Below are 24,057 nucleotides of genomic sequence, written 5' to 3' on the forward strand. Positions count from 1 at the left end.
CCAGGAGCTGTCGGTCGGTGACGGCACGACCGTCGGCACCCTGACGTCCGAGGCATGGTGGTCGTGGGGTCGTCGCGTAGGTGGCCGTCGAGGTCGTCGGGGCGCGATGGGGCCGCGGCGGTCACCGAAGTGCCTGGTGGTCGCGATCGTCGCGAACGGGTCGATGCGGGGGTACGTCTCGATGTACGCGTCGAGCATCGTGCGCGATCGGGCGTCGGGCGCACAGGACCCCCTTGGACGACGCCAGGTACGTCACAAGCCGCGCCCGGCGGCAGACCGGGCGCGGCTTGTGTCGGTATATCAGGCGAAGAACTCGCGCAGCGGAGTCGCGTTGGCTGTCCGCAATTCGTCCATGCCGACCGTGAACTGGCCCTGGATCTCCAGGACTTCACCGTCCACGACGCCGATCCGGGCGACCGGCAGGTGACGGACGCGGCACATGTCGGTGAAGCGCAGTTCCTCGCTGCGCGGGACCGCCACGATCGCGCGTCCGGCGGACTCGCTGAACAGCGCCACGAACGGGTCCAGCTCCTCCGGGAGCACGACGCGCGCGCCGTTGCCGCCGCGCAGGCAGGCCTCGACGAGCGCCTGGGCGAGACCGCCGTCGGCGAGGTCGTGCGCGGCGTCGACCATGCCGTCGCGCGAGCCCGCGATCAGCACCTCGGCGAGCAGCCGCTCGCGCTCCAGGTCGACGGCCGGCGGGCGGCCGCCGAGGTGGCCGTGCGCGACGTCCGCCCAGACGGAGCCGGACAGTTCCTCGCGGGTGTCGCCGAGGAGCAGGATGATCTGCCCCTCCTCGCGGAACCCGATCGGGGTGCGGCGGGTGACGTCGTCGATGACGCCGAGCACGCCGACCACCGGAGTCGGGTGGATCGCCACGTCGCCGGTCTGGTTGTAGAACGAGACGTTGCCGCCGGTCACCGGGGTGCCGAGGGTCTGGCACGCGTCCGCCAGGCCGCGGCACGCCTCCGCGAACTGCCACATGACGCCCGGGTCTTCGGGGGATCCGAAGTTGAGGCAGTCGGTGACGGCCAGCGGGCGGGCGCCGGTGGTGGCCACGTTGCGGTACGCCTCGGCGAGCGCCAACTGCGCGCCCGCGTACGGGTCGAGCTTGCAGAACCGGCCGTTGCCGTCGGTCGAGACGGCCACCCCGAGGTTGGTCTCCTCGTCGACGCGGACCATGCCGGCGTCCTCGGGCTGGGCGAGGACGGTGTTGCCGAGGACGTACCGGTCGTACTGGTCGGTGATCCACGACTTGTCGGCGAGGTTCGGCGAGCCGGTGACCTTGAGCAGCGTCGCGCGCAGCTCGTCGCCGCCCTGCGGGCGCGGCAGCCGCTCGGCGGCGTCGGCCTGCAGCGCGTCCTGCCACTCGGGACGGGCGAACGGCCGCTCGTAGACCGGGCCTTCGTGCGCGACGGTACGCGGCGGCACGTCCACGATCTTCTCGCCGTGCCAGAAGATCTCCAGGCGGTCGCCGTCCGTGACCTCGCCGATGACCGTCGCGATGACGTCCCACTTGGCGCAGATCTCCAGGAACCGGGCGACCTTGCCCGGCTCGACGATCGCGCACATGCGCTCCTGCGACTCGCTCATGAGGATCTCCTCGGGAGCGAGCGTCGCGTCGCGCAGCGGCACCTTGTCGAGCTCGACGCGCATGCCGCCCGAACCGGCCGACGCCAGCTCGGAGGTGGCGCACGACAGGCCCGCGCCGCCGAGGTCCTGGATGCCGGTGACCAGGTCCTCGGCGAAGACCTCGAGCGTGCACTCGATGAGCAGCTTCTCCTGGAACGGGTCGCCGACCTGGACGGCGGGGCGCTTGGCCGGGCCGTCCGCCTCGAAGGTCTCGGATGCGAGGACCGAGACGCCGCCGATGCCGTCGCCGCCGGTGCGCGCGCCGTACAGGATCACCAGGTTGCCGGTGCCGGAGGCCTTGGCGAGGTGGATGTCCTCGTGCTTCATGACGCCCACGCACAGCGCGTTGACCAGCGGGTTGCCCTGGTAGCACGGGTCGAAGACGACCTCGCCCCCGATATTGGGCAGGCCGAGGCAGTTGCCGTAGCCGCCGATGCCGGAAACGACGCCCGGCAGCACGCGGCGCGTGTCCGGGTGGTCGAACGCGCCGAAGCGCAGCGGGTCCATGACGGCGACCGGGCGGGCACCCATCGCGAGGATGTCGCGGACGATGCCGCCGATCCCCGTCGCGGCGCCCTGGTACGGCTCGACGTAGCTGGGGTGGTTGTGCGACTCGACCTTGAAGGTCACCGCGTAGCCCTGGCCGACGTCGACGACGCCGGCGTTCTCGCCGATGCCGACGAGCATGGCGTCGGAGGCGGGGGCCTTGTCGCCGAACTGGCGCAGGTGCACCTTGCTGGACTTGTACGAGCAGTGCTCGGACCACATCACCGAGTACATCGCCAGCTCGGAACTGGTCGGGCGGCGGTCGAGGATGGTGACGATGCGCTCGTACTCGTCGGTCTTGAGGCCCAGTTCGGCGTACGGCTGGCCGAACGTGTGGGCGCCGACGGGACCGTCCTGCAGCCAGCCCCGGTCCTTGGAGTCGTCCTTGGCCTTGTCGACAGTGTCGAGGGTCATGCGTTGACCAGCTTCTTCAGAACGGACGTGAAGAACCCGAGGCCGTCCGTGGTCGGACCGGTCAGCGGCTCCACGGCGTGTTCGGGGTGCGGCATGAGGCCGACGACGTTGCCCGCCTCGTTGGTGATGCCGGCGATGTCGCGGCGCGAACCGTTGGGGTTCAGCTCCAGGTAGCGGGCGACGACGCGGCCCTCCGCCTCGAGCATGTCGAGGGTCCGCTCGTCGGCGACGAAGCCGCCCTCGCCGTTCTTGAGCGGGACGACGATCTCCTGCCCCTGCTCGTACGCGCCGGTCCACGCGGTGGCGGAGTTCTCGATCCGCAGGCGCTGGTCGCGGCAGATGAAGTGGAGGTGGTCGTTGCGGGTCAGGGCACCGGGCAGCAGGTGCGACTCGCACAGGATCTGGAAGCCGTTGCAGATGCCCAGCACCGGGAGGCCGTCCCGGGCACCCGTGATGATCGTCTCCATGACCGGGGAGAACCGGGAGATCGCACCGCAGCGCAGGTAGTCGCCGTAGCTGAAGCCGCCGGGCAGCACGACGCCGTCGACGCCGCGCAGGTCCTTGTCGCCGTGCCAGAGCGCGACGGGCTCGGCGCCCGCGAGCCGGACGGCGCGCTGCGCGTCGCGGTCGTCGAGCGAGCCGGGGAAAGTGACGACGCCGATCCGAGTGGTCACTTGTCCTCGACCCTTACGGTGAAGTCCTCGATGACGGTGTTGGCCAGGAAGGTCTCCGCGGCTTCGCGAATGCGCGCGAGCGCCGCGTCGTCCACCGGACCTTCGACTTCGAGTTCAAATCGCTTGCCCTGGCGGACATCGGCGATCCCGGTGAATCCGAGGCGCGGCAGCGCACGCTGCACGGCCTGGCCCTGGGGATCGAGAATTTCCGGCTTGAGCATGACGTCGACGACGACGCGTGCCACGCGCACTCCCACTGTGCTGGTGCTGGACCTGGATGGCTGGTGCTGGACCTGGATGTCAGCCGCGGGTCGGCAGCCGCTCGAGGACCTGCTGCTGGATCCCCTGCTGCTGGATCCCGGGGCCGGTACGGACCCCCTCTTCGGCGCCCCCAGCCTACCGGGGAGCCCCGGCTGCTCCCCGCCCGGAGGTCCGGTTATCCACAGCGGTCCGGTTGTCCACAGGCCGCAGGCTGTGGACAACTTTGTGGTCACCCGTTCGGGTGAACCGTGTCGATGATCGGATGACCCGGTCCGACCTGCGTGAATGTCAATAAATTACCGAGTCGCGCGGGGTGATGCACAGCCCGGTCGACGCGGTTACCCACAGTCCAGGCAAGTTATCCACAGGGCTGTGGACAGACTCTCCGCAGGTCGGCGGGCTCCCGCCCCCGCGCCACCCCGCTCCGAGCGGGCCCGCCGCTCCCGCTGCCCTCGGTCCGACCACCGGCGGCCGGCCCCGAAGCGGCGACGCGGTCGGCGCCGTCACACTCCGTTCGGACCGGACAACCCGTCGGACGGCCCGGAGGGCAACCGTCCGGACGCGGACCGCGGCGCCGCGGGCTCTTGACGCGGCGCGCCACGCCCGCGAATATCGGCAACCCGGGGAATTGAATGTCCGGGCAGTAAATTACCGGAAGCGCCCGCAAGATCGCATCGGCCGACCGTTTGTCGTGCCATCTCGCACCCTTATACTCGACATTGAGTCTTTAACTCACTCTTTTCCTCAGGTTCATCGCCGGAGAGGACACCGCCATGGCCCAGCGCGTAGTGGTGACGCTGCAAGACGACATCGACGGCAGCGCGGCGGCGGAGACGATCCGCTTCGGCCTTGACGGCAAGTCGTACGAAATCGACCTGTCCGAAGACCACGCGCAGGAGATGCGCGAGCTCCTCGGCCGTTACGTGGACGCGGCGCGGCGGACCGCCAAGTCCGGCAAGCCGTACAAGCAGACCACGGTCGCGCCGGACCCGGCCGCGGTACGGGCGTGGGCGCGTTCGCAGGGGATGGACGTCCCGACGCGCGGCCGCATTCCCCGCAGCATCTACCAGGAATTCGAAGCCGCCAACTGACTTCGCGATCGGCCGCGCGGCTTCCGCGGCGGCTTCGGCGGTGTGTTGAAGACCTGGCTTCAGGACCGGACTTCGGCGCGCGATTCGTACCGAAGTCGTGTGGAAGTCGCGTGGAAGTCGTGCCGAGTTCGCCGCTGACTTCGACGGCCGAGTTCCGGATCCGAGTTCGGCGCCGGCCGGTTCGGCGGCGGCCTTGCGGCCGGAACTCGAAGCCCGCCGGCCCCGGACATCAAGGCCCGACTTCCGGCGCCGACTTCGCGTCGGCCTCGCCTCGACTTCGTGCCGACTTCGCTTCGGCTTCGGCCGCCGGACTCACCCGGACTTCCGAAGTCCGCCGCCGACCCGGGGCGCGGATTTTACGGACTTTCCGGGGAAATCAGACATAGCCCAACGAAACGCCCCGGCAAGTTGCCACGACACGTGTCCCGCTCGGGTAATGTTCTTCTCGCACGGGGAACTCCCCGTCACGCAGGTGTAGCTCAGTGGCAGAGCGTCCCCTTTCCAAGGGGAAGACGCAGTGTTCGATCCCTGTCACCTGCTCGGTCCCAACAGGGCGCCAACGAACGAGTGGTGATCGCCGCTCGGGAGATGGGGTAGAGTTGGGGGCACGACGAGGGCGGTAGTCCAAGTCATGCGGACGTGGCTCAGTTGGTAGAGCATCACCTTGCCAAGGTGAGGGTCGCGAGTTCGAATCTCGTCGTCCGCTCAGATGAAGGCCGGATCATCATGATCCGGCCTTCTGCGTTGTCCGGCATGGAGATCCCCTCGGCATGGAGATCCCCTCGCACGAAGATCACGTCGACACGGAAATCACGGCCGATCGACAACCGACGGTCCGAGGCGGCACGTCTCCGCCGGCACGCCGATCGTCCGGAGCCCCCGCGCTGTGGCCGGTTCCCCCGATCGGGGGAACCGGCCACAGCCGTCGGTGCAGGCAGGGTGCCGGAGCGCGGTCAGCTCCAGCGGCGTCCGGTCAGCAGTTCGTACGCCTCCGCGTACTTCGCGCGCGTGCGCTCGACGACGGCCTCGGACAGCGGCGGGGGCGGCACCTCCGACCGGCGGTCCCAGCCGGACTCCGGCGACGCCAGCCAGTCGCGCACGATCTGCTTGTCGAACGACGGCTGCGACTGCCCCGGACGCCACTGGTCGGCCGGCCAGAACCGCGACGAGTCCGGCGTCAGGACCTCGTCCGCCAGCACCAGTTCGCCTGACGCGTCGAGACCGAACTCGAACTTGGTGTCCGCGAGGATGATGCCCCGGTCGCGTGCGATGTCCCGGGCGCGCGTGTAGACCGCGAGGGTCGCCTGCCGCAGGTTGGCCGCGAGTTCGGCACCCACCTGCGCCGCGACCTGTTCGTACGTCACGGCCTCGTCGTGCTCGCCGACCTCGGCCTTCGTGGTGGGCGTGAAGATGGGCGCGGGCAGTTCGGAGCCGTCCACCAGGCCCTCCGGCAGCGTGACGCCGCACACCGAGCGGGTCGCGGCGTACTCCTCAAGGCCGGAGCCGGCGAGGTAGCCGCGCGCGACGCACTCGACCGGGACCATCTCGAGGCGGCGGCACACGATCGCGCGTCCGGCCCAGTCGTCGGGCGCACCGGCCGGAAGGTCGGTCGACACCACGTGGTTCGGGTAGAGGTCGGAGAGCAGCTCGAACCACCACAGCGAAAGCGCCGTGAGGATGCGGCCCTTGTCCGGGATCTCCGGGTCGAGCACCCAGTCGAACGCGGAGACCCGGTTGCTCGCCACCATCACGAGGTTGCCGTCCCCGTCCGTGTAGAGGTCGCGGACCTTGCCGGTGTGCACATGGACGAGGCCGGGCACCTCGACCGGCTCGGGCTTGGTGACGAAACCACTCACAGGTCTTCCCTCGGCTCGCTGTTCGGCTGAAGGCGTGGCGGCCGACACCGCACGCCCCGGTGCCGTGAGTCTTTCACGGCGCGCCGAAGGCGCCCTACCGGCGACCGCCCGCGCGCAGCCGCTCGAAGAGGTTGTGCGTCGCGCGCTGGATGCGTTCGTCGCGGTACCTGGGGTGGTTGAGGGCGAGCGACCAGTTGAAGGTCCCCGCGCAGAACATCAGGGTGCCTTGCGGGCTTTCGTAGATCGAGGTGTTCTGCGTACGCCGGGCGCCACTGCGCAACTGGTACGGCGACTCGGCCAGCAGCGCCTGCCGCGCGCCCGGCGGGGTGGCCATCCCGGCTTCGATGCCGTCCGCCTCGCCGCCCACCACCTTGTCGATGGTGTCCCCGTCGCGCACCCCGGTGTTCGCCCACATCCAGTGCCCCGACGAACTCACCCGCAGCGGCGTCGGCGCCGCGACGATGCCGTTGTACTGGATGCCCAGGAACTCCTGCTCCGGACGGCGGATGCGGCGCCACATGTCCGTCGGCGCGGACAGCAGCGACGCACCCGGATCGCGGTCCTCACGCCAGCAGTTCATGACGCGGTTGGCGACGCCGCGCTCGTTCTTGTCGAACCGCACGTGCCAGTACATGTTGTTCGCGGTCAGCCACGCCTGGTTGACCCCCGCGCGGTGCGCCTCCTCGACGACCTCGCGCATCGGCGTCGACCAGTACTCGTCGTGCCCGGGGAAGACCAGCGCCCGGTACCAGCCGGGATCGACGCGGCGCGTCTCGATGTCGACGGTCGAGGCGTAGGTGACGTCGTAGCCGGAGCGCTCCATCCACGCGATCGCGCTCTGGTCGAGGTCGAATCGCGTGGGCGGCATGCCGTCGCCCATGAACGGCCGGTCGAACGAGACCTTGCGCGCCCGCGCCTGGTAGACGTTCTTCCCGTCCGGGCCGTAGCCGTAGTACAGGCTCTTCCCGGTACGGCCGTCCAGCGGGTACTGGTTGTACGCCTGGTAGGTCGAAAACGGCAGCACCACGAGGAAGTCCGCGGAGCGCCCGTCGTCGCGCACCACGAAGGCGGAGTAGTTGCGGTTGCCGCGCTCGTCGTCGAAGACCGCGAGGTACGTCCCCGACGTCCAGTCCTTCGGCACCTCCAGCGTCCAGCCCACCGGCCAGTCGCACGACAGCATGCCGCAGTCCTCGTCCAGCTTCGGGGCCTGGCCGGGCACACCGGTCAGGCGTGGGCTGCTGACCACATGCCGCGCGCCCGCGCCGCCGTAGTCGCCGAGGCGGTAGATGCCGATGGAGTACGCGCCCCCGGGGTTCACCGACATGTGGAAGTCGATGCGGCCGCCGAGACCGACGCTGGTCTCCGACGTGTAGCCCTTGATCTGGTGCGCGATGTCGTCGCCGACCCGGGTGCCGTTGCGCCCGGGCTTCCACGCGGTGGACCCCGTCTTGGCGTTCTCCGCGGCGATGCGGTGCGGATCGGAAGGCGGTACGGGCTGCCGCGAAGCGGGGGCCACCACGGGCGGCGCGGAAGACGCCGGCCCCGGCGTCGCCGGTCCCCCCGCGGGCGCGCCGTGCCCGAGCGGACGCGAGGCGGAACCGCCGGACTGCCCGCCGTCCGCCCCGGATCGCCACCACACGAGCCCAGCGGCGGTCGCGCCGACGGCGCCAAGCACGCCCAGTGCGCCCCGCCGATTCACCAACGGCACCTTGCAGCTCCTCGTGAATGGTCACGCCGACGACAAATCGGATATTAGCCGTCCAAGGCGTGCTGTCCGTGCGTGCGATCGCTCCCCGGCTTCCCGTGCGACCGGGTCGCCCCGCCAACCCTCTGACGTACGCCGAGGTCACCCGGTTGCACTATTCCGCGGCGTGCCGGATCCGCCGCCGCGTGGCCGCCCGGAACGCCGAGCACGCCCCCACGGCCTCAGCCACCCAGCCGGATGGGTTCGGCCGTGCGCACGCCGATGCCGTCCAGCCAGGCCCGCAGCGGGAGATCGTCGTGGTCGTCGACGGCCTGCCCGACCAGCGCGGACACGTCGGCCGGACGGCCGCCACCGTCGACCAGGACGGCGCCGTCGAGCCAGTCGACGCCCGCGTGCATGCGTCCGGTGTCGAGTGCGGCACACGACACGAGCGCGATGACGTGCTCGGTCATGCGCTCGGGGTCGAAGGCCTGCGTGTCGGCGGCCCGGTCGTGGTCGCCCGGGTCCTGGCCGGACCGGACCCGGGGTCGGGCGGCGGCACCCTCGCGGATGCGGTCGAGCACCCGCCCCACGCACGCGGGTCCGGGCTGCCCGTCGGAGGCGTCGAGGGCCTCCACCAGGACGCCCGCCTTCGCTCGCCAGATCGGCTCGATCACGTTGGCCGGGTAGTCCGCCCAGCCGACCGCCTGCCGCGCCGAGCGGTCCGCGAAGATGACCGCCGCGAGCCTCGACACCTGGGCGTCGACCCGCTCCGGCGCGGACAGCAGGTCGCACGCGGGACGCTCGGCGAGGCGCGCGCCGAACACGTCGGCCAGCCGGTCGCGCTGCGACAGTTCGGTCAGCGCCGCGACCACGCCGGCCATGAGGGCGTCCGGGTAGCGGCCCAGGTTCCAGGCCGGCGCGGCGAGCCGGGTCAGCAGGCGGTCCCATCCGGCGTACGCGAGCCCGACCTGCTCGTGCGCGGTCGCCCGCAGCGGGGCGTCCACGTCCTGCGCCCGGGAGGACGCCCACGCGGCGATGTCCCGCTCCATGATCTCGGCCTGACCCCGCGTCAGGTCGAGCAGTTGGCGGGCGAAGGCGCGCGGGACCCTGCGCAGCGGCGCGGTCCACGGGGAGACCCGGGCCGGCCGGATGCGCGCGGCGTACGGGTGGGCCAGCGCGTCGAGGCGCCGCACCCACGAACGGGCCGCGGCGACGGCCGGATCGGCGGCGGGCTCGGTGCCGGCGACGACGGGTGCCAGCAGCGCCCGGAGCTCGCCGACGCGCAGCCACCACAGGAAGGGCGCGCCGACCACGAGCACGGTCCGGGGGCGGCCCCAGAAGCGGCCGGGGTCCTGCTCCAGCCAGCTGTCGCACTCGGGGCACACGCGGACCGCGTCGGGCGCGGGTACGCCGAGGTCGGCGGCCAGCGAGGCGATCATGGTGTGGAACTCGGGGGCGTCGTCGGCCCGCAGCGTCACCGCGGCACTCGCGGGGCGGCGCACGAGGGCCAGCCCGAGAGCCGCCCACACGATCAGGGCGGTCAGGGCGAGGGCGACCGCGGCGAGCACGGTGCCCGGCAGTCCGTCACCCGCGCTGCGGTAAGCCCCCGTCAGGAGCAGCGCCGCGGCGCCGAGTGCGCACAGCATCGCGCCTGTGCGCAGACGTAGGACACTTCTCGCCCGCGCACGGGCATCGGCGGCACCGGTCACCCGTTCGCCCCCATCCAGGATTTGGGGTGTCACTGAACACGGCCCGCTCGGTTACGAACCGCAGTGCTCGCACGATAATGCGACGAGTTCGCAGGGTCATCCCGTTCGGCGTGAACTCCATCCGCGAGAGTGAGCGGAAAGCCGGTTGGAGGGGCCGAACGGCACAGTTGCCGACAGACGACGCCAGTTCCGATCACGGCGCCCCCGACGGAACGGCGATCCCGATCAGGCGGCGATTCCGCTCGGGCGGCGCCCGGCACCGCCGTACTCGCCGGCGACCGGACCGCGACGCGACGCGTCCGACGGTGCCGACAGGCCCGATCGTGCCGCCGGCCCGGTCGCGACCGGCAAGCCTGATGGCGCCGCGCCGGGCTGGTCGCTGCCGACGGGTCAGACGGCGATCTCGCCCTTCACGGCCCGGGCCGCGATGTCCGTGCGGTAGTGCGAGCCGTCCAGCTCGATGCGGGCAACCGCCTCGTACGCGCGGTCGCGTGCCGTCGCCAACGTGTCGCCGGTCGCGGTCACCGACAGCACGCGCCCCCCGGACGACAGCACACTGCCGTCCTCGGCCCGCCGGGTGCCCGCGTGCAGCACGTACGCGTCGGGCACGGACGCCGCGTCCGCGAGCCCGCCGACGGGGTCCCCGGTCCGCGGCGTCGCCGGGTAGTTCGCCGCCGCCACGACGACCGTCACGGCGGCGCCGTCCCGCCAGCGCAGCGGTTCGAGGTCGGCGAGCCTGCCCACCGCGCTCGCGTGCAGCACCGACGCCAGCGGGGTCCGCAGGCGGGCCAGCACGACCTGCGTCTCCGGGTCGCCGAAGCGGCAGTTGAACTCGATGACGCGCGGACCGCGCGAGGTGAGCGCCAGGCCCACGAAGAGCACGCCGGAGAAGGGCGTGCCGCGGCGGCGCATCTCGTCGATCGTCGGCGTGACGACCGTCTCCGTCAATTGGTCGACCAGGCCCTCGGGGGCCCACGTCAGCGGCGAGTAGGCGCCCATGCCGCCGGTGTTGGGGCCCGCGTCGTCGTCGCCGACGCGCTTGAAGTCCTGGGCGGGCTGGAGGGCGACCGACGTGGTCCCGTCGGTGATCGCGAACAGCGACACCTCGGGGCCGTCGAGGAACTCCTCGATGACGACCCGCTCGCACGACGCGGCGTGCTCCCGGGCGACGGCGAGGTCGTCGGTCACGACGACGCCCTTGCCGGCCGCGAGGCCGTCGTCCTTCACGACGTACGGCGGGCCGAACGCGTCGAGTGCCGCGTCGGCCTCCTCGGGCGTCGTGCAGACGTACGAACGGGCGGTCGGCACCCCCGCGGCGGCCATGACCTCCTTGGCGAACGCCTTGGAGCCCTCCAGGCGCGCGGCGGTGCCGGACGGGCCGAAGCACGCGATGCCGCGGGCCCGGACCGCGTCGGCGCAGCCGGCGACCAGCGGGCCCTCCGGGCCCACGACCACCAGGTCGGCGGCCAGGTCGGCGGCCAGGTCGGCGACGGCGGCGGCGTTCATCGCGTCGACCTGCCGCAGTTCGGCGATCTCCGCGATGCCGGCGTTGCCCGGCGCGCAGTAGAGAGAGTCGACCGAGGGGTCGAGGGACAGCGAACGGCACAGCGCGTGCTCGCGGGCACCACTGCCGATGACGAGGACCTTCACGGGGTCGAGCGTAGTGCCCCGCATCGGCGGCACCCCGCGCGCGTCCGTGCCTTCGCACCTCGGGTCCCATCGCCCCCACACGTCACTTGTGCGCCTCTTGTACGGCTCCGGACATGGTTGGCCGGAAATCCGGGCGGCCACCAACCGCCGCGATGGCACATCTTGCGCACACCAGGGCGAACGGGTGTGCGATTCCCGCTATTCGGACAGCGACTCCCGAATTCCCGCCGCGGCGATATTTCGCTTTCGGCCAACCAACGAATCAACTGTGCACCGAGATGCGCGATAAAGCGGATGTAAGGCCTGGCCGGAAGAGTACTTCCACTCTTCCCCCCGAACGGTTGGCCGGGCTAACATGCGCATCCGTATTGACGCCTTCGCGCTGCATCTCCCATTGCCGGGGAAAAGCCGAATGCGTCTGGGTGGGATACTTCAAATCGGAGTCCGCATGAATAGCAGGCGAATTCTGTCCATTTCCGCCGCCACAATTCTCGGGGCGTCGCTGCTGAGTGGCACCGCGGTCGCGGAGAGTGTCGAGGCACCCGCCGGGGCCAAGGAGCACTGCCTGGTCAACCTGGACAACCGCAAGACCACGTGCTTCGCGACGTACCAGGAAGTACTCGACTTCGCGTCCCGCGGGGCCGGTTCGGTGAACGCCCGCACCGCCGCGACACTTTTGAACACCGCAGTGGCCACTCTCTGGGGCGGCTACAGCAGCGGCACCACCCCGTCGGCGACTCTGTGGTCCCAGGCCGGCTGCGGTTATGACGCGGACAACGTGCCGAGCACCATCAACGACAAGGCGAGCTCGGTCACCGTCACCGGCGGATGCCGGGTGAATCTCTGGCAGCATTCCGGCCAGGGCGGGAACTTCGAGGTCCACTACGGCGGATTCAGCACGCTGGTCTACGACAACCAGATCTCGTCGTGGGAGAGCTACCCCGGGTAAAAAAGGTCGCCGGCACGGCGTCGGCCGGCCGGGCGGCATGTCCCGGCCCGGCCGGGGCGTGCCGCCCGAATTGCTCACCTACCGGTCAGCAGGGGCGGCAGCCCGGCGTTCCGGCAGAAGTCGGGGTCGTCCGAAGGGAACACCGCGGCGGCACCGTCGCGGACACAGGCCACGAGACCGGGCACCGGGTGCACGCGCTTCTGCTCGGACGCGCTGAGGTTGGGGTCGTTCGCGTCGACGACCACGGCGGGTGCCCCCGGCCTCAGCAGGCCCAGGCCCCACATGTCGGCGCACAGTTCGGTCGCGGCGGCGGCGCTGTCCGTCTTGCCGGCCAGCCTGCCGAGTTGCGCGCTGCCGCCGTGGAACGGATCGGCGGTGAGGTCGGTGTCCGAGTAACAGTCCGCGCGGTCGATCACGGTCGCCCGCTCGGGCTGCGGATAGACCAGGGCCACCGCGACCCCGGTCGAGGTGGCGACCACGACGCTCATCGGGATCAGCCACCTTCGCCTCCTCCGATTGCGTCCGGAGAGGGTCCGGCGCGGTGTCGGCCCGACCCCTGTACGGGTCGACACCGCGCCGGGGCGCGAAACGAGGATGTCCTCGAGGGTGAATCGGGCCTGCTCGGAGAGTTCCTCCGTGACCGGTGGAGCTGGGTCGTTCGGCCGCATCAGCGTGCGGACGTCGTCCGTCAGACGCATCGCTCCTCCAAACCCACTCGTGCCGGGGCGCCCGGCGGTTCCGGCGCTTCCTCGGCAGCCTTGTCCTGACGGTCGAGTGCAGTCCTCAACCGGCGTTTCGCGCGGTACAGGCGCGCGGTGAACGCGGGCACTGAGCACTGCATGACCATCGCGGCGGTGGGGACGTCGAGTCCCTCCCAGCCGACCAGGGCGAGCACTTCGCGGTCCGTCTCGCCCAGGCTTTGCCATGCACTGACCACGGAGTTGCGCTCCGCGGTGCGATCGGCCAGATCCCGGGTCGGCGGGTCGGGTTCGACCATGAGCCGTGCCTCGAGCATCTGTCCGCGGTTCTCGGTGCGCTGGTGGTTTTGCACGACGCCGCGGCCGACTCCGTAGAGCCACGGAAGAGGGTCCAGCCGTGGCACGGTCTCCCAGCGCCGCCACGCAATCAGGAAGACCTCGGCCGCGACGTCGTGAGCGGCGTCGGGGCCGACGCGGCGCCAGGCGTAGCGAAGTACGGCGTTGTAGTGCTCCCGGTATATGTCCCGGAACGCCTCATCTCGCCCCACCTGCACCCCCTGCCCCTCTACCGTCGCCTGTCTATGTCCGGACGCCCCCGGTTCTTTGCAGGGTGCGCGGAACTTTTTTGAGAAGTTCCGCGGGACGCGGGGACGAAGCGGACAGAAGCCTGCCAAACGTTCTGACGCTATGTCAGGAAGGGGGCCGCGGCACAGAGCGCGGGCGAAAACGGATAGCCCAAAGCATGCCGACCACAGCAGACCATGCGAACTCGGGTGAATTCCGCGGAAGAAGGGTCAGGCAAAGACGATCATGGAACCCTGACCGACACTCAGCTGCGCCGCGCGGTAGAGCACCGACCACACGAAGCGCTCGCGGCCGTACGGCGAACCGTCGTACGTCGGCAGCGGCATCGGCGGGTCGAGCAGGTCCACCCCGATGAACGGTGCCAGGTCCTCCAACTCGCGCAGCATCCCCAGGCTCGACCCGAGCGGCCCGCCGTCCTCCGGCAGCGGCTCGTCCATGAGCGGCCGCGGGAAGTCGACGGGCAGGTACGCCCCCGCGTGGTCGTAGTGCCACACCAGGTGCGAGTGCTGGGCCGCGGCCTCGAACGTCTCGAGCAGTTGGTCGTAGTCCTCGCCGAGCGTGTCGACCGGCGTCACCGGGAAGCCCGTGCGGTGCAGCAGATAGGCGCGGCGCAGGTAGTGCAGCGAGTCGTGGTCGAACGCGCCGACCGTCCAGACGCCCTTCTCCAGGCCCTCGGACCACGCGAAGACCGGCACCGGCGGGAGCCCACTGGCCGTCAGGACTGCGTCGTACGCCGCGAGTTCGTCCTTGAACGGGTTCTCGGGGTTGTGGCACAGCGCGTCGACGAGCGGGACGAGCCAGACGTCACAGTCCACTGTGCGAGCTCCAGGAGCGGTGAGAACGGGACGGGTCCGACCGGCCCCGGCCGGGGGCGTGCAAACAGACCCTAGCCCAGGAGGTCACCGGCGTCGCCGACCAACCGCCGCGCGAACGGCCGCAACGCGGCGATGTTGTCGCGCATGAGCCCCTGCGCTCCCTCGACGTCGCGGGCGGCCAGGCGTTCGACGAGTTCGCGGTGCCGCCGCCACGCCTCGGTCGGGCCGGGCGCGGCACGCAGATACGGCCCCAGGTACATCCACGCCTGCACCCGCAGCAGCCGCAGCATGCCGGACAACCGCCGGTTGCCCGACAACCGGCCGAGCTCGCCGAAGAACTGACGGTCGATCAGCGCGGTCTCGGTGGTGTCGCCGTACCAGCGCACGCCGTCCAACCGGTCGGCGAGCCGGCCCAGCTCGGGACCGCACTCCTCCGGCATCGTGCGCGCGATGCGGCCGATCAGCGGGACACCGATGAGCTTCCGGGCTTCGAGGATCTCGGTGAAGTCCGCCCAGGTGTAGCTGGCGACCTGGAAGCCGCGGTGGTGGCCGCCGGTGAACAGGCCGTGCGCGGCGAGCTCGATCAGCGCCTCGCGCACGGGGGTCGCGGAGACGCCGAAGCGCCGCGCGGCGTCGTTCACGGTCAACGAGGCCCCGGCGGCCAGGCGCCCGGTCACCAGGTCGTCGCTCAGCGCCTCGGCGATCTCCTCGCGCAGGCTGATGCGGCGTACCGCGCCCACGAACGAGATGCCGGTGAACACGTTGGACTCGGCCGGCTGCACGTCGGTCTCTTCTCACCCGGCCGCCGGAACGTGCGTTCCGACGGGCATCCCCCATCCGATCCGCTCGATCATATGAAGGGATGTCCGGTTTGGGTAGCAATGTTGTCGAAGAAACGCGCGAAAACGCGAAAACACGTGCGGGCCACGCCCGTTCCGGAGAACGGTGTGGCCCGCACGTGTGCGTCGGCCGACGGGCGGCGCGGTCAGGTCCCCCGGTATGCCGGTACTCGGAGACCCGCGCCCGCGCGCCGCGACATCAGACGCAGAACGCGTCCGCGACGGTGAGCGCCTCGTCGAGGATGGCCAGGCCTTCCTTGGCCTCCGCCTCGGTGGTGGTGCACGGCGGCACGACGTGTGTGCGGTTCATGTTGACGAACGGCCACAGACCGCGCGCCTTGCAGGCCGCCGCGAAGTCGTTCATCGGCTTGGCGTCGGCACCGGCCGCGTTGTACGCGGTCAGCGGCTCGCGCGTCCCCTTGTTCTTGACCAGCTCGACGGCCCAGAAGACGCCGAGGCCGCGGACCTCGCCGACCGACGGGTGGCGCTCGGCCATCGCGCGCAGCTCGGGGCCGATGACCGACTCGCCGAGCCACTTGGCGTTCTCGACGATCTTCTCGTCGCGCATCGCGTTGATGGTCGCGACGGCGGCGGCGCACGCCAGGGGGTGGCCGGAGTAGGTCAGCCCGCCCGGGAAGGGGCGCTCGCGGAAGGTCTCGAAGATCGCGTCGGAGATGACCACGCCGCCGAGCGGGACGTAGCCGGAGTTGACGCCCTTCGCGAAGGTGATCAGGTCTGGGGTGACGCCCCAGTTGTCCACCGCGAACCACGCCCCGGTGCGGCCGAAGCCGGCCATGACCTCATCGGCGATGAAGATGATGCCGTACTTGTCGCACAGCGCCCGCACGCCCGCGAGGTAGCCGGGCGGCGGCACCAGGATGCCGGCGGTGCCGACGACGGTCTCCAGCACGATCGCGGCGACGGTGGCCGGGCCCTCGAACACGATGGTGTTCTCCAGGTGTGCGAGCGCGCGCTCGCACTCCTCGGCCTCGGTGGTCGCGTGGAACGGCGAGCGGTAGGCGTACGGGCCCCAGAAGTGCACGATGCCCGACACGCCGGTCTCGTTCGGCCAGCGCCGGGGGTCGCCGGTCAGTGCGATCGCGTTGGCGGTGGCGCCGTGGTACGAGCGGTACGTCGCGAGCACCTTCTGCCGGCCCGTGTGCAGGCGCGCCATCCGGATCGCGTTCTCGTTGGCCTCCGCGCCGCCGTTCGTGAAGAACACCCGGTTGAGGTCACCGGGGGCGAGTCCGGCGATCAGACGGGCGGCCTCGCTGCGCGCGTCGTTCGCGAACGCGGGCTGGATCATGCAGAGCTTGTCGGCCTGCTCCTTGATCGCCGCGACGACCTTGGGGTGCTGGTGGCCGATGTTGGTGTTGACCAGCTGCGACGCGAAGTCGAGGTAGCGGTTGCCCTCGTAGTCCCAGAAATAGGAGCCTTCCGCGCCCGCGACCGGCAGGGGGGCGATGAGTCCCTGCGCGGACCAGGAATGAAAGACGTGTGCGCGATCTGCTTCGTACACGGCCTTCCCGGCCGCCGGGTCCACAGTGGTCATGGCGCACAGCCTAAGGAGCGGACAAGCCTCCGGAAACCGGCACTCTGGCAGTCGTTCACCCCCGGAGCCGACAAGGTGTCAGCCCCAGGGGTGAACGGCAACAGCCGGTACGGGCTACTTGTCCAGGAACGAGCGGACCGCGATGGTCTGCTCGCGGCCGGGCCCGACGCCGATCGCCGAGATCGGCGCGCCGGACATCTCCTCCAGCGCCTTGACGTACGCCTGCGCGTTCTTGGGCAGGTCGTCGAACGTCTTGGCCGCGGTCAGGTCCTCCGACCAGCCCGGCAGCATCTCGTAGACAGGCTTCGCGTGGTGGAAGTCGGTCTGCGACATGGGCATCTCGTCGTGCCGCACGCCGTCGACCTCGTAGGCGACGCAGACCGGGATCTGCTCCCAGCCGGTGAGCACGTCCAGCTTGGTGAGGAAGAAGTCGGTCAGCCCGTTCACCCGGGTCGCGTAGCGCGCGATGACCGCGTCGAACCAGCCGCAGCGCCGGTCACGACCGGTGGTGGTGCCGAACTCGTGGCCGATCGTGCGCAGCTTCTCGCCGTCCTCGTCGAGCAGCTCGGTCGGGAACGGGCCCGAACCGACACGCGTGGTGTACGCCTTGAGGATGCCGATGACCCGGCTGATCTTGGTCGGACCGATGCCCGACCCCGCGCACGCGCCGCCCGAGGTCGGGTTGGACGACGTGACGAACGGATACGTGCCGTGGTCGACGTCGAGCAGCGTGCCCTGACCGCCTTCCAGCAGCACCACCTTGTCTTCGTCGAGCGCCTTGTTGAGGATGTACGTCGTGTCGGCGACGAAGTCCTTGAGCGCGTCGGCGTACTGGAGATACTCCTCGACGACGGCCTGCACCGACAGTTCGCGCCGGTTGAACATCTTGACCAGCATCTGGTTCTTGTCGCGCAGCGCGCTCTCGACCTTCTGCTGGAGGATGCCGGGGTCGAAGAGGTCCTGGACCCGGATGCCGACGCGGTTGATCTTGTCCGCGTACGCCGGACCGATGCCACGACCCGTGGTACCGATCTTCCGGTTGCCGAGGAACCGTTCCGTCACCTTGTCGAGCGTGCGGTGGTAGGGCGTGATGAGATGCGCGTTGCCGGAGATCAGGAGCTTGGACGTGTCGACGTCGCGCTCCTGCAGCGTGCGGATCTCCTGGAGCAGCACACCGGGGTCGACGACGACTCCGTTGCCGATGACCGGGGTGCACCCCGGTGTGAGGATGCCGGAGGGCAGAAGGTGCAGCGCATACTTCTGGTCCCCGATGACAACCGTGTGGCCGGCATTGTTGCCGCCCTGGTATCGGACCACGTAGTCGACGGAACCGCCGAGCAGGTCGGTGGCCTTCCCCTTGCCCTCGTCTCCCCATTGGGCACCGACGAGCACGAGTGCGGGCATGAGGCGTACACCCCTTCCAGGCGGGGCATGTTTGTTCACGGGAGCCCCGGAAAGTCCAAGCCCCTTGACGCCTGCGCGCAAGGGGCTCTTGCGGGGAGAGGTTACCTGAGGAAGGACGACCGGTGTCGGCCGAGCGTGCGCTGCTCGTGATCACGGACCCTGCGGCACGCTCGGCGGACGGCGAGTCGGTCCGGGTCGCGCTGGACGTTTTGCGGGCTTCGGCCCCCACCAAGATCGTGGTTCCGGCCGATTCGGCGGAGCTCGAACGGGCTCTCGCACGGCGCGGCCGTCGGCGTGTCGTCGTGGTCGCGGGCGACGGCGGCGTGCACTCCGTGGTCCGGGTCCTGGACCGGCGGGGCGAGCTCGCCGAGACCCCTCTGGGCGTCGTCCCGGTGGACACCCATCCCGGCTCCGACCACGGCCTCGCGCGGGCCCTGGGACTGCCCGCGGAGCCCGCCAAGGCGGCCCGGGTGGCCCTCGGCGAGTACGACCGGGCGCTGGACCTGCTGCTGGACGACCTGGGCGGCGTGGCGCTGCGCTCGGTGCGCATCGGCAACGGCGTACGCGCGCTCCGGACCGGGTCCGCCGCGGGCCTCGCACCGCGCAAACCGTGGCGCTCGTTCTGGGACCGCGCGGCGCACACCGTGTCCTCCGCGGTCGGCCCGGCCGGCCACCGGCTGCGCGTCGAGGCCGACGGCCGGGTGGTCGCCGACGTCGACCGGCCGGTCTTCTCGGTGCATGTCGGATGTGACGATTGCGACAACGGCCCGGCGCGTGTCGGGGCCGCCCCCGAACTCCCGTCCGTAGCCGTGCAGGAACGGTCCGTCAACATCGACGGGCCGGAGCAGCCGTCGGCCACGCGCACCGAGCCGGCCCCCGCGACCGGCACCGCGACCGTCATGATCACCGCGTTCGCCTCGGGCGGCCGCTTCGGGCTCCCGGCGCAGACGCGCGGCACCGCGCGCCCGGCGGACGACACCGCCCCGGCGCGCGGCCCGATGCTCGAACTCCGGGCGCGCGAGATCACGGTCTGCGGACCCGACTTCACCTACGAGGCCGACGCCATGGCCACCGGCCCGGTCCGGCTGCGGACCTGGACGGTACGCCCGGGCGCGTGGCGCCTGTACGTGCCGCGGCCGGACCCGGTCGTACCCGGCTGAGGGACCGTCAGCCCTCGAACAGGTCGGCGGCGGTCTTGCTGCTGTCGCGCAGGAACAGCGTGCAGCGCACGTGCTCCTCCTCCTCGCCGATCGCCCCCGCGGCGCGCGCGAGCGCGTTCAGGGCACGCAGGAAGCCCTGGTTCGGCTCGTGCTCCCACGGCACCGGGCCGTGGCCGCGCCAGCCCGCCTTGCGCAGCGCGTCAAGCCCGCGGTGGTAGCCGGTGCGGGCGTACGCGTACGACTCCACCACGCTGCCCGCCTCGAACGCGCGGTCGGCGAGCGCGGCCCACGCGGCCGACGACTTGGGGTACTTCGCGGCGACCTCGGACGGGTCGGTGCCGGACTCCAGGAGCGTGCGCGGCTCCGGTTCGTCGGGCAGGAGCGTCGGGTCGGGGCCTCCGAAGAGGTTCTGGTCGATGGTCATGCCCCCATCCTGCACCGCCCCGCGGGGCGCGGCCCCCATCCGTCCCCGGCGCGCGGCGGACGCGCCCGCGCGGGGACCCGCCCGCCCGCGCGAGCGCTTTCGGGCCCGGCGACCGCTAGGGTCGGCGTGCGTACGACCGGTTCAGCCGCGGTTCGGCGGTTCGGCAGTCTTAGGGGATTCATGGATACGCGGCTCCGCCGCAGGCACGCTTCGGCCGTCGCGCTCGCTGCCGTACTCGTCTCGGTGCTGACGCTGACGGCGTGCGGGGGCGGCAAGGACGGCCAGGACCGCAAGGACGGCGGCGGCAACGGCAAGCGGCCGCGGCCCGGTTCGTCGGTCGGTGCGGCGCCGCACGACAGCGCGGTGCCGGTCAAGCCCGCCAGGAAGGACCCGCGCGGAGTGCCCGGCGCCCCGCAGAACGTGCCGATGCCCTGGCGCCGGTGAACGCCGCGCGGCCCGACACCCCCCGAGGGCGCCGGGCCGCGCAAACGTTCCTCCGACCATACGCGAGACCGCCGTTCGCGGTCCGCCCAGGTGCCTACTTCAGGCGGTTGCCCGCCGAACGCAGGTCCTGGCAGGCGACGACGACGCGCTCGGCCATCGACGTCTCGGCGGACTTGCCGTACGAACGCGGGTCGTACTGCTTCTTGTTGCCCACCTCGCCGTCGATCTTGAGCACGCCGTCGTAGTTGCGGAACATGTGCTCCGCGATCGGGCGGGTGAAGGCGTACTGCGTGTCGGTGTCGACGTTCATCTTCACCACGCCGTAGTCCAGCGCCTCGCGGATCTCCTCGAGCAGCGAGCCCGAACCGCCGTGGAACACCAGGTCGAACGGGCGCTCCTGGCCGTACTTCGCGCTGACCGCGTCCTGGATGTCCTTGAGGATGGACGGACGCAGCTGTACGTTGCCCGGCTTGTAGACGCCGTGCACGTTGCCGAAGGTGGCCGCGAGCATGTAGCGACCCTTCTCGCCGAGGCCGATCGCCTCGACGGTCTTCAGCGCGTCCTCGGGCGTCGTGTAGAGCTTGTCGTTGATCTCGTTGTCGACGCCGTCCTCCTCGCCGCCGACGACGCCGATCTCCAGCTCCATGACGATGCGCGCGGCGGCGCACTTCGCGATGAGCTCCTGCGCGATGGTCAGGTTCTCGTCCAGCGGAACCGCGGAGCCGTCCCACATGTGCGACTGGAACAGCGGGTCGAGGCCCTTCTTGACCCGCTCGGCCGAGACGTCGATAAGCGGACGCATGAAGCCGTCCAGCTTGTCCTTGGGGCAGTGGTCGGTGTGCAGGGCGACGTTGACCGAGTACTTCTCGGCGACGACCTTCGCGAACTCGGCGAACGCGACCGAGCCGGTGACCATGTCCTTGACGGTCGTGCCGGACAGGAACTCCGCGCCCCCGGTCGACACCTGGATGATGCCGTCGCTCTCCGCCTCGGCGAAGCCGCGCAGCGCCGCGTTGAGGGTCTGGGAGGAGGTCACGTTGATCGCCGGGTAGGCGAAGCGACCGGCCTTCGCCCGGTCGAGCATCTCGGCGTAGACCTCGGGAGTTGCGATGGGCATGCGTATGGCTCCTCGTCAAACGAGCGTGCGGCGGATATGAGGGTTTCGACACGGATGGCCGTATCACCGCTTGGCGCCCATCCTGGCAGACCTGTTCGCGCGTGACACCCTCCTCCCCCCGGCCCCGTGCACGGAGAATCTGCCCCGAAAGGCGTACCGGGACACCGAACCGCCGGCGTACGCCGGACCCGCGTCAGCTCTGCGCCAGCCGCTGCGCCGCCTTGCGCGCGGCGACCAGGATCGGGTCCCACACCGGAGAGAACGGCGGTGCGTAGCCCAGGTCGAGCGCGGTCACGTCCTCGACCGTCATCCGCGCGGTCAGCGCGACCGCCGCGACGTCGATGCGTTTCGCGGCTCCGTCGCGGCCGACGATCTGCACGCCCAGCAGCCTGCCGCTCACCCGTTCGGCGATCATCTTGACCGTCATGCGCTGCGCGCCCGGGTAGTAGCCGGCCCGACCGGTCGACTCGATCACGGCGGTGACGTACGAGAACCCGGCCGCGTCGGCGTCCGACTCGCGCAGCCCGGTCCGGGCGATCTCCAGCTCGCAGACCTTGCTGACCGCGGTGCCGACCACGCCGGGGAAGGTCCCGTAGTCGCCGCCGATGTTCATGCCGGCCACCCGGCCCTGCTTGTTGGCGTGGGTGCCGAGCGGGATGTGCCGGAAGCGGCCCGACACCAGGTCCAGCACCTCGACGCAGTCGCCGGCCGCCCAGACGCCCTCGTGGCGCGGGTCGCCGCCCCACACGCGCATGCGCAGGTCGGTGCGGATGCCACCGCTGTCGCCGAGCGGCAGGCCGGCGTCGCGCGCGAGGCCGGTGGCCGGGCGTACCCCGGTCCCGAGCACCACCAGGTCCGCGGGGTAGGAGCGCTCCGCGGTCGCGACCGCCCGCACGCGCCCGTCGGGGCCGGTCTCCACGGCCCGGACGTCGGCGTGCGTGACGACGTTGATCCCCATCTCCTCCATCTGCTCGTGCACGAGCACGCCCATGTCCGGGTCGAGCGTGGACATCGGCTGCGCGCCGCGGTCCAGGACCGTGACGTCGAGCCCGCGGAGCTTCATCGCCTCGGCCATCTCGATGCCGATGTAGCCGCCGCCGATCACGACGGCGTGCGTGTACGCGGGGTCGAGCGCGTCGATGAGCGCCTGCCCGTCGTCGAGGGTCTGCACGCCGTACACACCGGGAGCGTCGATGCCGGGCACGGGCGGGCGTACCGGGGTCGCCCCGGTGGCGATCACGAGCTGGTCGAAGCCGATGCGGTCGGCGGCGCCGGTGTGGACGTCGCGGACCGCCACCTCCCGCTTGTCGAGGTCGATCCCCTCGGCCTCGCTGCCCAGCCGTACGTCGAGCCCGCGCTCCCGGTGCGCCTCGGGCGCCCGGGCGACCAGGGCGTCGGCCCCGGAGACCAGGCCGCCCACCCAATAGGGCACCCCGCACGCCGAATACGACGTGTGGCGCCCCCGCTCCAGGACGACGATCTCCAGGTCGTCGGGGCCGCGCCGCTGCCTGGCCTGCGAGGCCGCCGACGCGCCCGCCGCGTCCCCGCCGATCACCACAAGTCGTTCCACCATGTTCCCGCTCCGCTTCCGGTCCGCGATCCGACCCACCCGGTGATCTCCCGAACACCGTGCGGGTGTACCGGCTTCCACGAGAGGCCCCGAACAGGGCTACCCTGCCCAGGTGGACTCCCTCGCTGTGAACGTGCTCGACGCCACGTCACTCATCTCGACGTTCGGTCTCATCGGCATCCTCGCGATCATCTTCGCGGAGACGGGCCTGCTCGTCGGGTTCTTCTTCCCCGGCGATTCGATGCTCTTCCTCGCCGGTGTGGCCGCCTCCAGCTCGGCCGAGAAGGTCGTCGGCACAAGCCTTCCGCTGACCTGGCTGCTGATCGGTTCGCCGCTGTGCGCCGTCGCGGGCGCCCAGCTCGGCCACTTCATCGGCGCCAAGGCCGGCCCGAAGATGTTCGCCAAGCCGAACTCCAAGCTGTTCAAGAAGGAGTACGTCGACAAGGCGGAGCACTACTTCGAGAAGTTCGGCCCCGCCAAGGCGGTGGTCCTCGCGCGCTTCATCCCGATCGTCCGCACGTTCCTCAACCCGGTCGCGGGCGTCCTGGAGATGCCGGCCCGGAAGTTCTTCGTCTGGAACGTCGTCGGCGGCGTCGTGTGGACCGTCGGCATCATCCTGGCGGGCTACTGGCTGGGCGACGCGATCGGCGACAGCATCGACAAGTACCTGCTGCCGGGCATCGCGGTGATCGTGCTCGTGTCGCTGCTGCCGATCTTCATCGAGGTCTACCGGGAGCGGAAGGCCAAGAAGCGCGCCGGCGCCGAGGTCACCGAAGCGGCCGAGGAGCCGGTCGGCAACTGACCCGCGCCGCGTCGGCACGACATGGGATCCACCACATCCCACGGCGGCCCCACGATATCCACGACGCAGGACGCACGGACGTGCGTGGTGGCCGCGGCGGCGCCGGCGGCGGGGCCAAGGCGCAGCTGGACCAGAAGCCCCGCGCCGCGGCCCCGGGCCCCACCCCCGACCGACGGCG

General features: G+C 71.0%; 21 protein-coding genes and 2 tRNA genes. 7 read left to right on the forward strand and 16 right to left on the reverse strand.

Translation table 11 applies throughout. From position 1 onward, the window contains the following. Nucleotides 1-300 precede the first annotated feature (300 nt). From purL to purS, 3 genes are read right to left on the reverse strand one after another with little or no spacing between them, the layout of a single operon-like run. Complete coding sequence (purL, locus tag ACWD12_RS14015; RefSeq protein ID WP_358361723.1) at nt 301-2,592, reverse strand: phosphoribosylformylglycinamidine synthase subunit PurL; 2,292 nt, start codon at nt 2,590-2,592, stop codon at nt 301-303. Beyond that, nucleotides 2,589-3,266 (reverse strand): phosphoribosylformylglycinamidine synthase subunit PurQ, encoded by a 678-nt coding sequence (purQ, locus tag ACWD12_RS14020; RefSeq protein ID WP_358361721.1) that lies wholly within the window; start codon nt 3,264-3,266, stop codon nt 2,589-2,591. The genes purL and purQ overlap by 4 nt, the downstream gene beginning before the upstream one ends. Next, a complete protein-coding gene (purS, locus tag ACWD12_RS14025) occupies nt 3,263-3,511 on the reverse strand; it encodes a phosphoribosylformylglycinamidine synthase subunit PurS (protein WP_235050812.1) in 249 nt (82 codons plus the stop codon). Before purS ends, purQ begins: the two co-directional genes overlap by 4 nt. Nucleotides 3,512-4,300: 789 nt before the next feature. Here purS and ACWD12_RS14030 point away from each other — a divergent pair. The 3 genes from ACWD12_RS14030 to ACWD12_RS14040 all read left to right on the forward strand — a co-directional run bounded on the left by ACWD12_RS14030 (nt 4,301) and on the right by ACWD12_RS14040 (nt 5,324). Beyond that, nucleotides 4,301-4,618 carry a histone-like nucleoid-structuring protein Lsr2 gene (locus ACWD12_RS14030; protein ID WP_358361718.1) on the forward strand — a complete coding sequence of 106 codons (318 nt, stop codon included), beginning with the start codon at nt 4,301-4,303 and terminating at the stop codon, nt 4,616-4,618. A 468-nt stretch (nt 4,619-5,086) separates the two neighbouring features. Next, a tRNA-Gly gene (locus tag ACWD12_RS14035) sits at nt 5,087-5,158 on the forward strand. A 93-nt stretch (nt 5,159-5,251) separates the two neighbouring features. Then, nucleotides 5,252-5,324: transfer RNA gene (locus ACWD12_RS14040), tRNA-Gly, on the forward strand. Nucleotides 5,325-5,571: 247 nt separating this feature from the next. Here the strand turns inward: ACWD12_RS14040 and ACWD12_RS14045 are convergent. The 4 genes from ACWD12_RS14045 to purD form a co-directional block, all read right to left on the reverse strand. Then, a complete protein-coding gene (locus ACWD12_RS14045) occupies nt 5,572-6,474 on the reverse strand; it encodes a phosphoribosylaminoimidazolesuccinocarboxamide synthase (protein ID WP_450099760.1) in 903 nt (300 codons plus the stop codon). 94 nt (nt 6,475-6,568) lie between these two features. Continuing rightward, the gene (locus tag ACWD12_RS14050) at nt 6,569-8,182 is read right to left on the reverse strand and encodes a N,N-dimethylformamidase beta subunit family domain-containing protein (RefSeq protein ID WP_450099761.1); all 1,614 of its coding nucleotides are present in this window, start codon (nt 8,180-8,182) and stop codon (nt 6,569-6,571) included. Nucleotides 8,183-8,400: 218 nt separating this feature from the next. Next, complete coding sequence (locus tag ACWD12_RS14055) at nt 8,401-9,807, reverse strand: hypothetical protein (protein ID WP_450099762.1); 1,407 nt, start codon at nt 9,805-9,807, stop codon at nt 8,401-8,403. Nucleotides 9,808-10,260: 453 nt separating this feature from the next. Then, nucleotides 10,261-11,520 carry a phosphoribosylamine--glycine ligase gene (gene purD / locus ACWD12_RS14060; RefSeq protein ID WP_358351954.1) on the reverse strand — a complete coding sequence of 420 codons (1,260 nt, stop codon included), beginning with the start codon at nt 11,518-11,520 and terminating at the stop codon, nt 10,261-10,263. Nucleotides 11,521-11,968: 448 nt separating this feature from the next. Between purD and ACWD12_RS14065 the strand changes: the two genes are divergently transcribed. Further along, on the forward strand, nt 11,969-12,469 hold the full coding sequence (locus ACWD12_RS14065; RefSeq protein WP_450099763.1) for a hypothetical protein: 501 nt from the start codon (nt 11,969-11,971) through the stop codon (nt 12,467-12,469). A gap of 74 nt (nt 12,470-12,543) precedes the next feature. Here the strand turns inward: ACWD12_RS14065 and ACWD12_RS14070 are convergent, their stop codons facing one another. The 6 genes from ACWD12_RS14070 to ACWD12_RS14095 all read right to left on the reverse strand — a co-directional run bounded on the left by ACWD12_RS14070 (nt 12,544) and on the right by ACWD12_RS14095 (nt 18,362). Further along, the gene (locus ACWD12_RS14070; RefSeq protein WP_450099764.1) at nt 12,544-12,957 is read right to left on the reverse strand and encodes a hypothetical protein; all 414 of its coding nucleotides are present in this window, start codon (nt 12,955-12,957) and stop codon (nt 12,544-12,546) included. A gap of 200 nt (nt 12,958-13,157) precedes the next feature. Further along, nucleotides 13,158-13,715 (reverse strand): RNA polymerase sigma factor, encoded by a 558-nt coding sequence (locus tag ACWD12_RS14075; RefSeq protein ID WP_450099765.1) that lies wholly within the window; start codon nt 13,713-13,715, stop codon nt 13,158-13,160. A gap of 246 nt (nt 13,716-13,961) precedes the next feature. Further along, nucleotides 13,962-14,567 carry a hypothetical protein gene (locus tag ACWD12_RS14080; RefSeq protein WP_450099766.1) on the reverse strand — a complete coding sequence of 202 codons (606 nt, stop codon included), beginning with the start codon at nt 14,565-14,567 and terminating at the stop codon, nt 13,962-13,964. Between the two features lie 71 nt (nt 14,568-14,638). Continuing rightward, the gene (locus ACWD12_RS14085) at nt 14,639-15,349 is read right to left on the reverse strand and encodes a GntR family transcriptional regulator (protein ID WP_450099767.1); all 711 of its coding nucleotides are present in this window, start codon (nt 15,347-15,349) and stop codon (nt 14,639-14,641) included. Nucleotides 15,350-15,605: 256 nt separating this feature from the next. Next, complete coding sequence (locus tag ACWD12_RS14090) at nt 15,606-16,958, reverse strand: aspartate aminotransferase family protein (RefSeq protein WP_358351928.1); 1,353 nt, start codon at nt 16,956-16,958, stop codon at nt 15,606-15,608. 114 nt (nt 16,959-17,072) lie between these two features. Next, a complete protein-coding gene (locus ACWD12_RS14095; protein ID WP_450099768.1) occupies nt 17,073-18,362 on the reverse strand; it encodes an adenylosuccinate synthase in 1,290 nt (429 codons plus the stop codon). A 122-nt stretch (nt 18,363-18,484) separates the two neighbouring features. Between ACWD12_RS14095 and ACWD12_RS14100 the strand changes: the two genes are divergently transcribed. After that, nucleotides 18,485-19,522 carry a diacylglycerol kinase family protein gene (locus ACWD12_RS14100; RefSeq protein ID WP_450099769.1) on the forward strand — a complete coding sequence of 346 codons (1,038 nt, stop codon included), beginning with the start codon at nt 18,485-18,487 and terminating at the stop codon, nt 19,520-19,522. A 7-nt stretch (nt 19,523-19,529) separates the two neighbouring features. On the opposite strand, the gene ACWD12_RS14105 is transcribed toward ACWD12_RS14100, so the two are convergent. Further along, nucleotides 19,530-19,946: a DUF3151 domain-containing protein gene (locus ACWD12_RS14105; protein WP_358351920.1), complete on the reverse strand. Its 417-nt coding sequence runs from the start codon at nt 19,944-19,946 to the stop codon at nt 19,530-19,532. Between the two features lie 180 nt (nt 19,947-20,126). Between ACWD12_RS14105 and ACWD12_RS14110 the strand changes: the two genes are divergently transcribed. Next, complete coding sequence (locus ACWD12_RS14110) at nt 20,127-20,390, forward strand: hypothetical protein (RefSeq protein ID WP_358351917.1); 264 nt, start codon at nt 20,127-20,129, stop codon at nt 20,388-20,390. A 94-nt stretch (nt 20,391-20,484) separates the two neighbouring features. On the opposite strand, the gene fbaA is transcribed toward ACWD12_RS14110, so the two are convergent. Next, complete coding sequence (gene fbaA, locus ACWD12_RS14115; RefSeq protein WP_358351914.1) at nt 20,485-21,507, reverse strand: class II fructose-bisphosphate aldolase; 1,023 nt, start codon at nt 21,505-21,507, stop codon at nt 20,485-20,487. A 193-nt stretch (nt 21,508-21,700) separates the two neighbouring features. After that, nucleotides 21,701-23,080, reverse strand: coding sequence for an FAD-dependent oxidoreductase (locus ACWD12_RS14120; protein ID WP_358351911.1), 1,380 nt, complete (start codon nt 23,078-23,080; stop codon nt 21,701-21,703). A gap of 109 nt (nt 23,081-23,189) precedes the next feature. On the opposite strand from ACWD12_RS14120, the gene ACWD12_RS14125 reads away from it, so the two are divergent. Next, nucleotides 23,190-23,879 carry a DedA family protein gene (locus tag ACWD12_RS14125; protein ID WP_450099770.1) on the forward strand — a complete coding sequence of 230 codons (690 nt, stop codon included), beginning with the start codon at nt 23,190-23,192 and terminating at the stop codon, nt 23,877-23,879. The last annotated feature ends 178 nt before the right edge of the window (nt 23,880-24,057 follow it).

Source organism: Streptodolium elevatio (genome assembly GCF_053592165.1).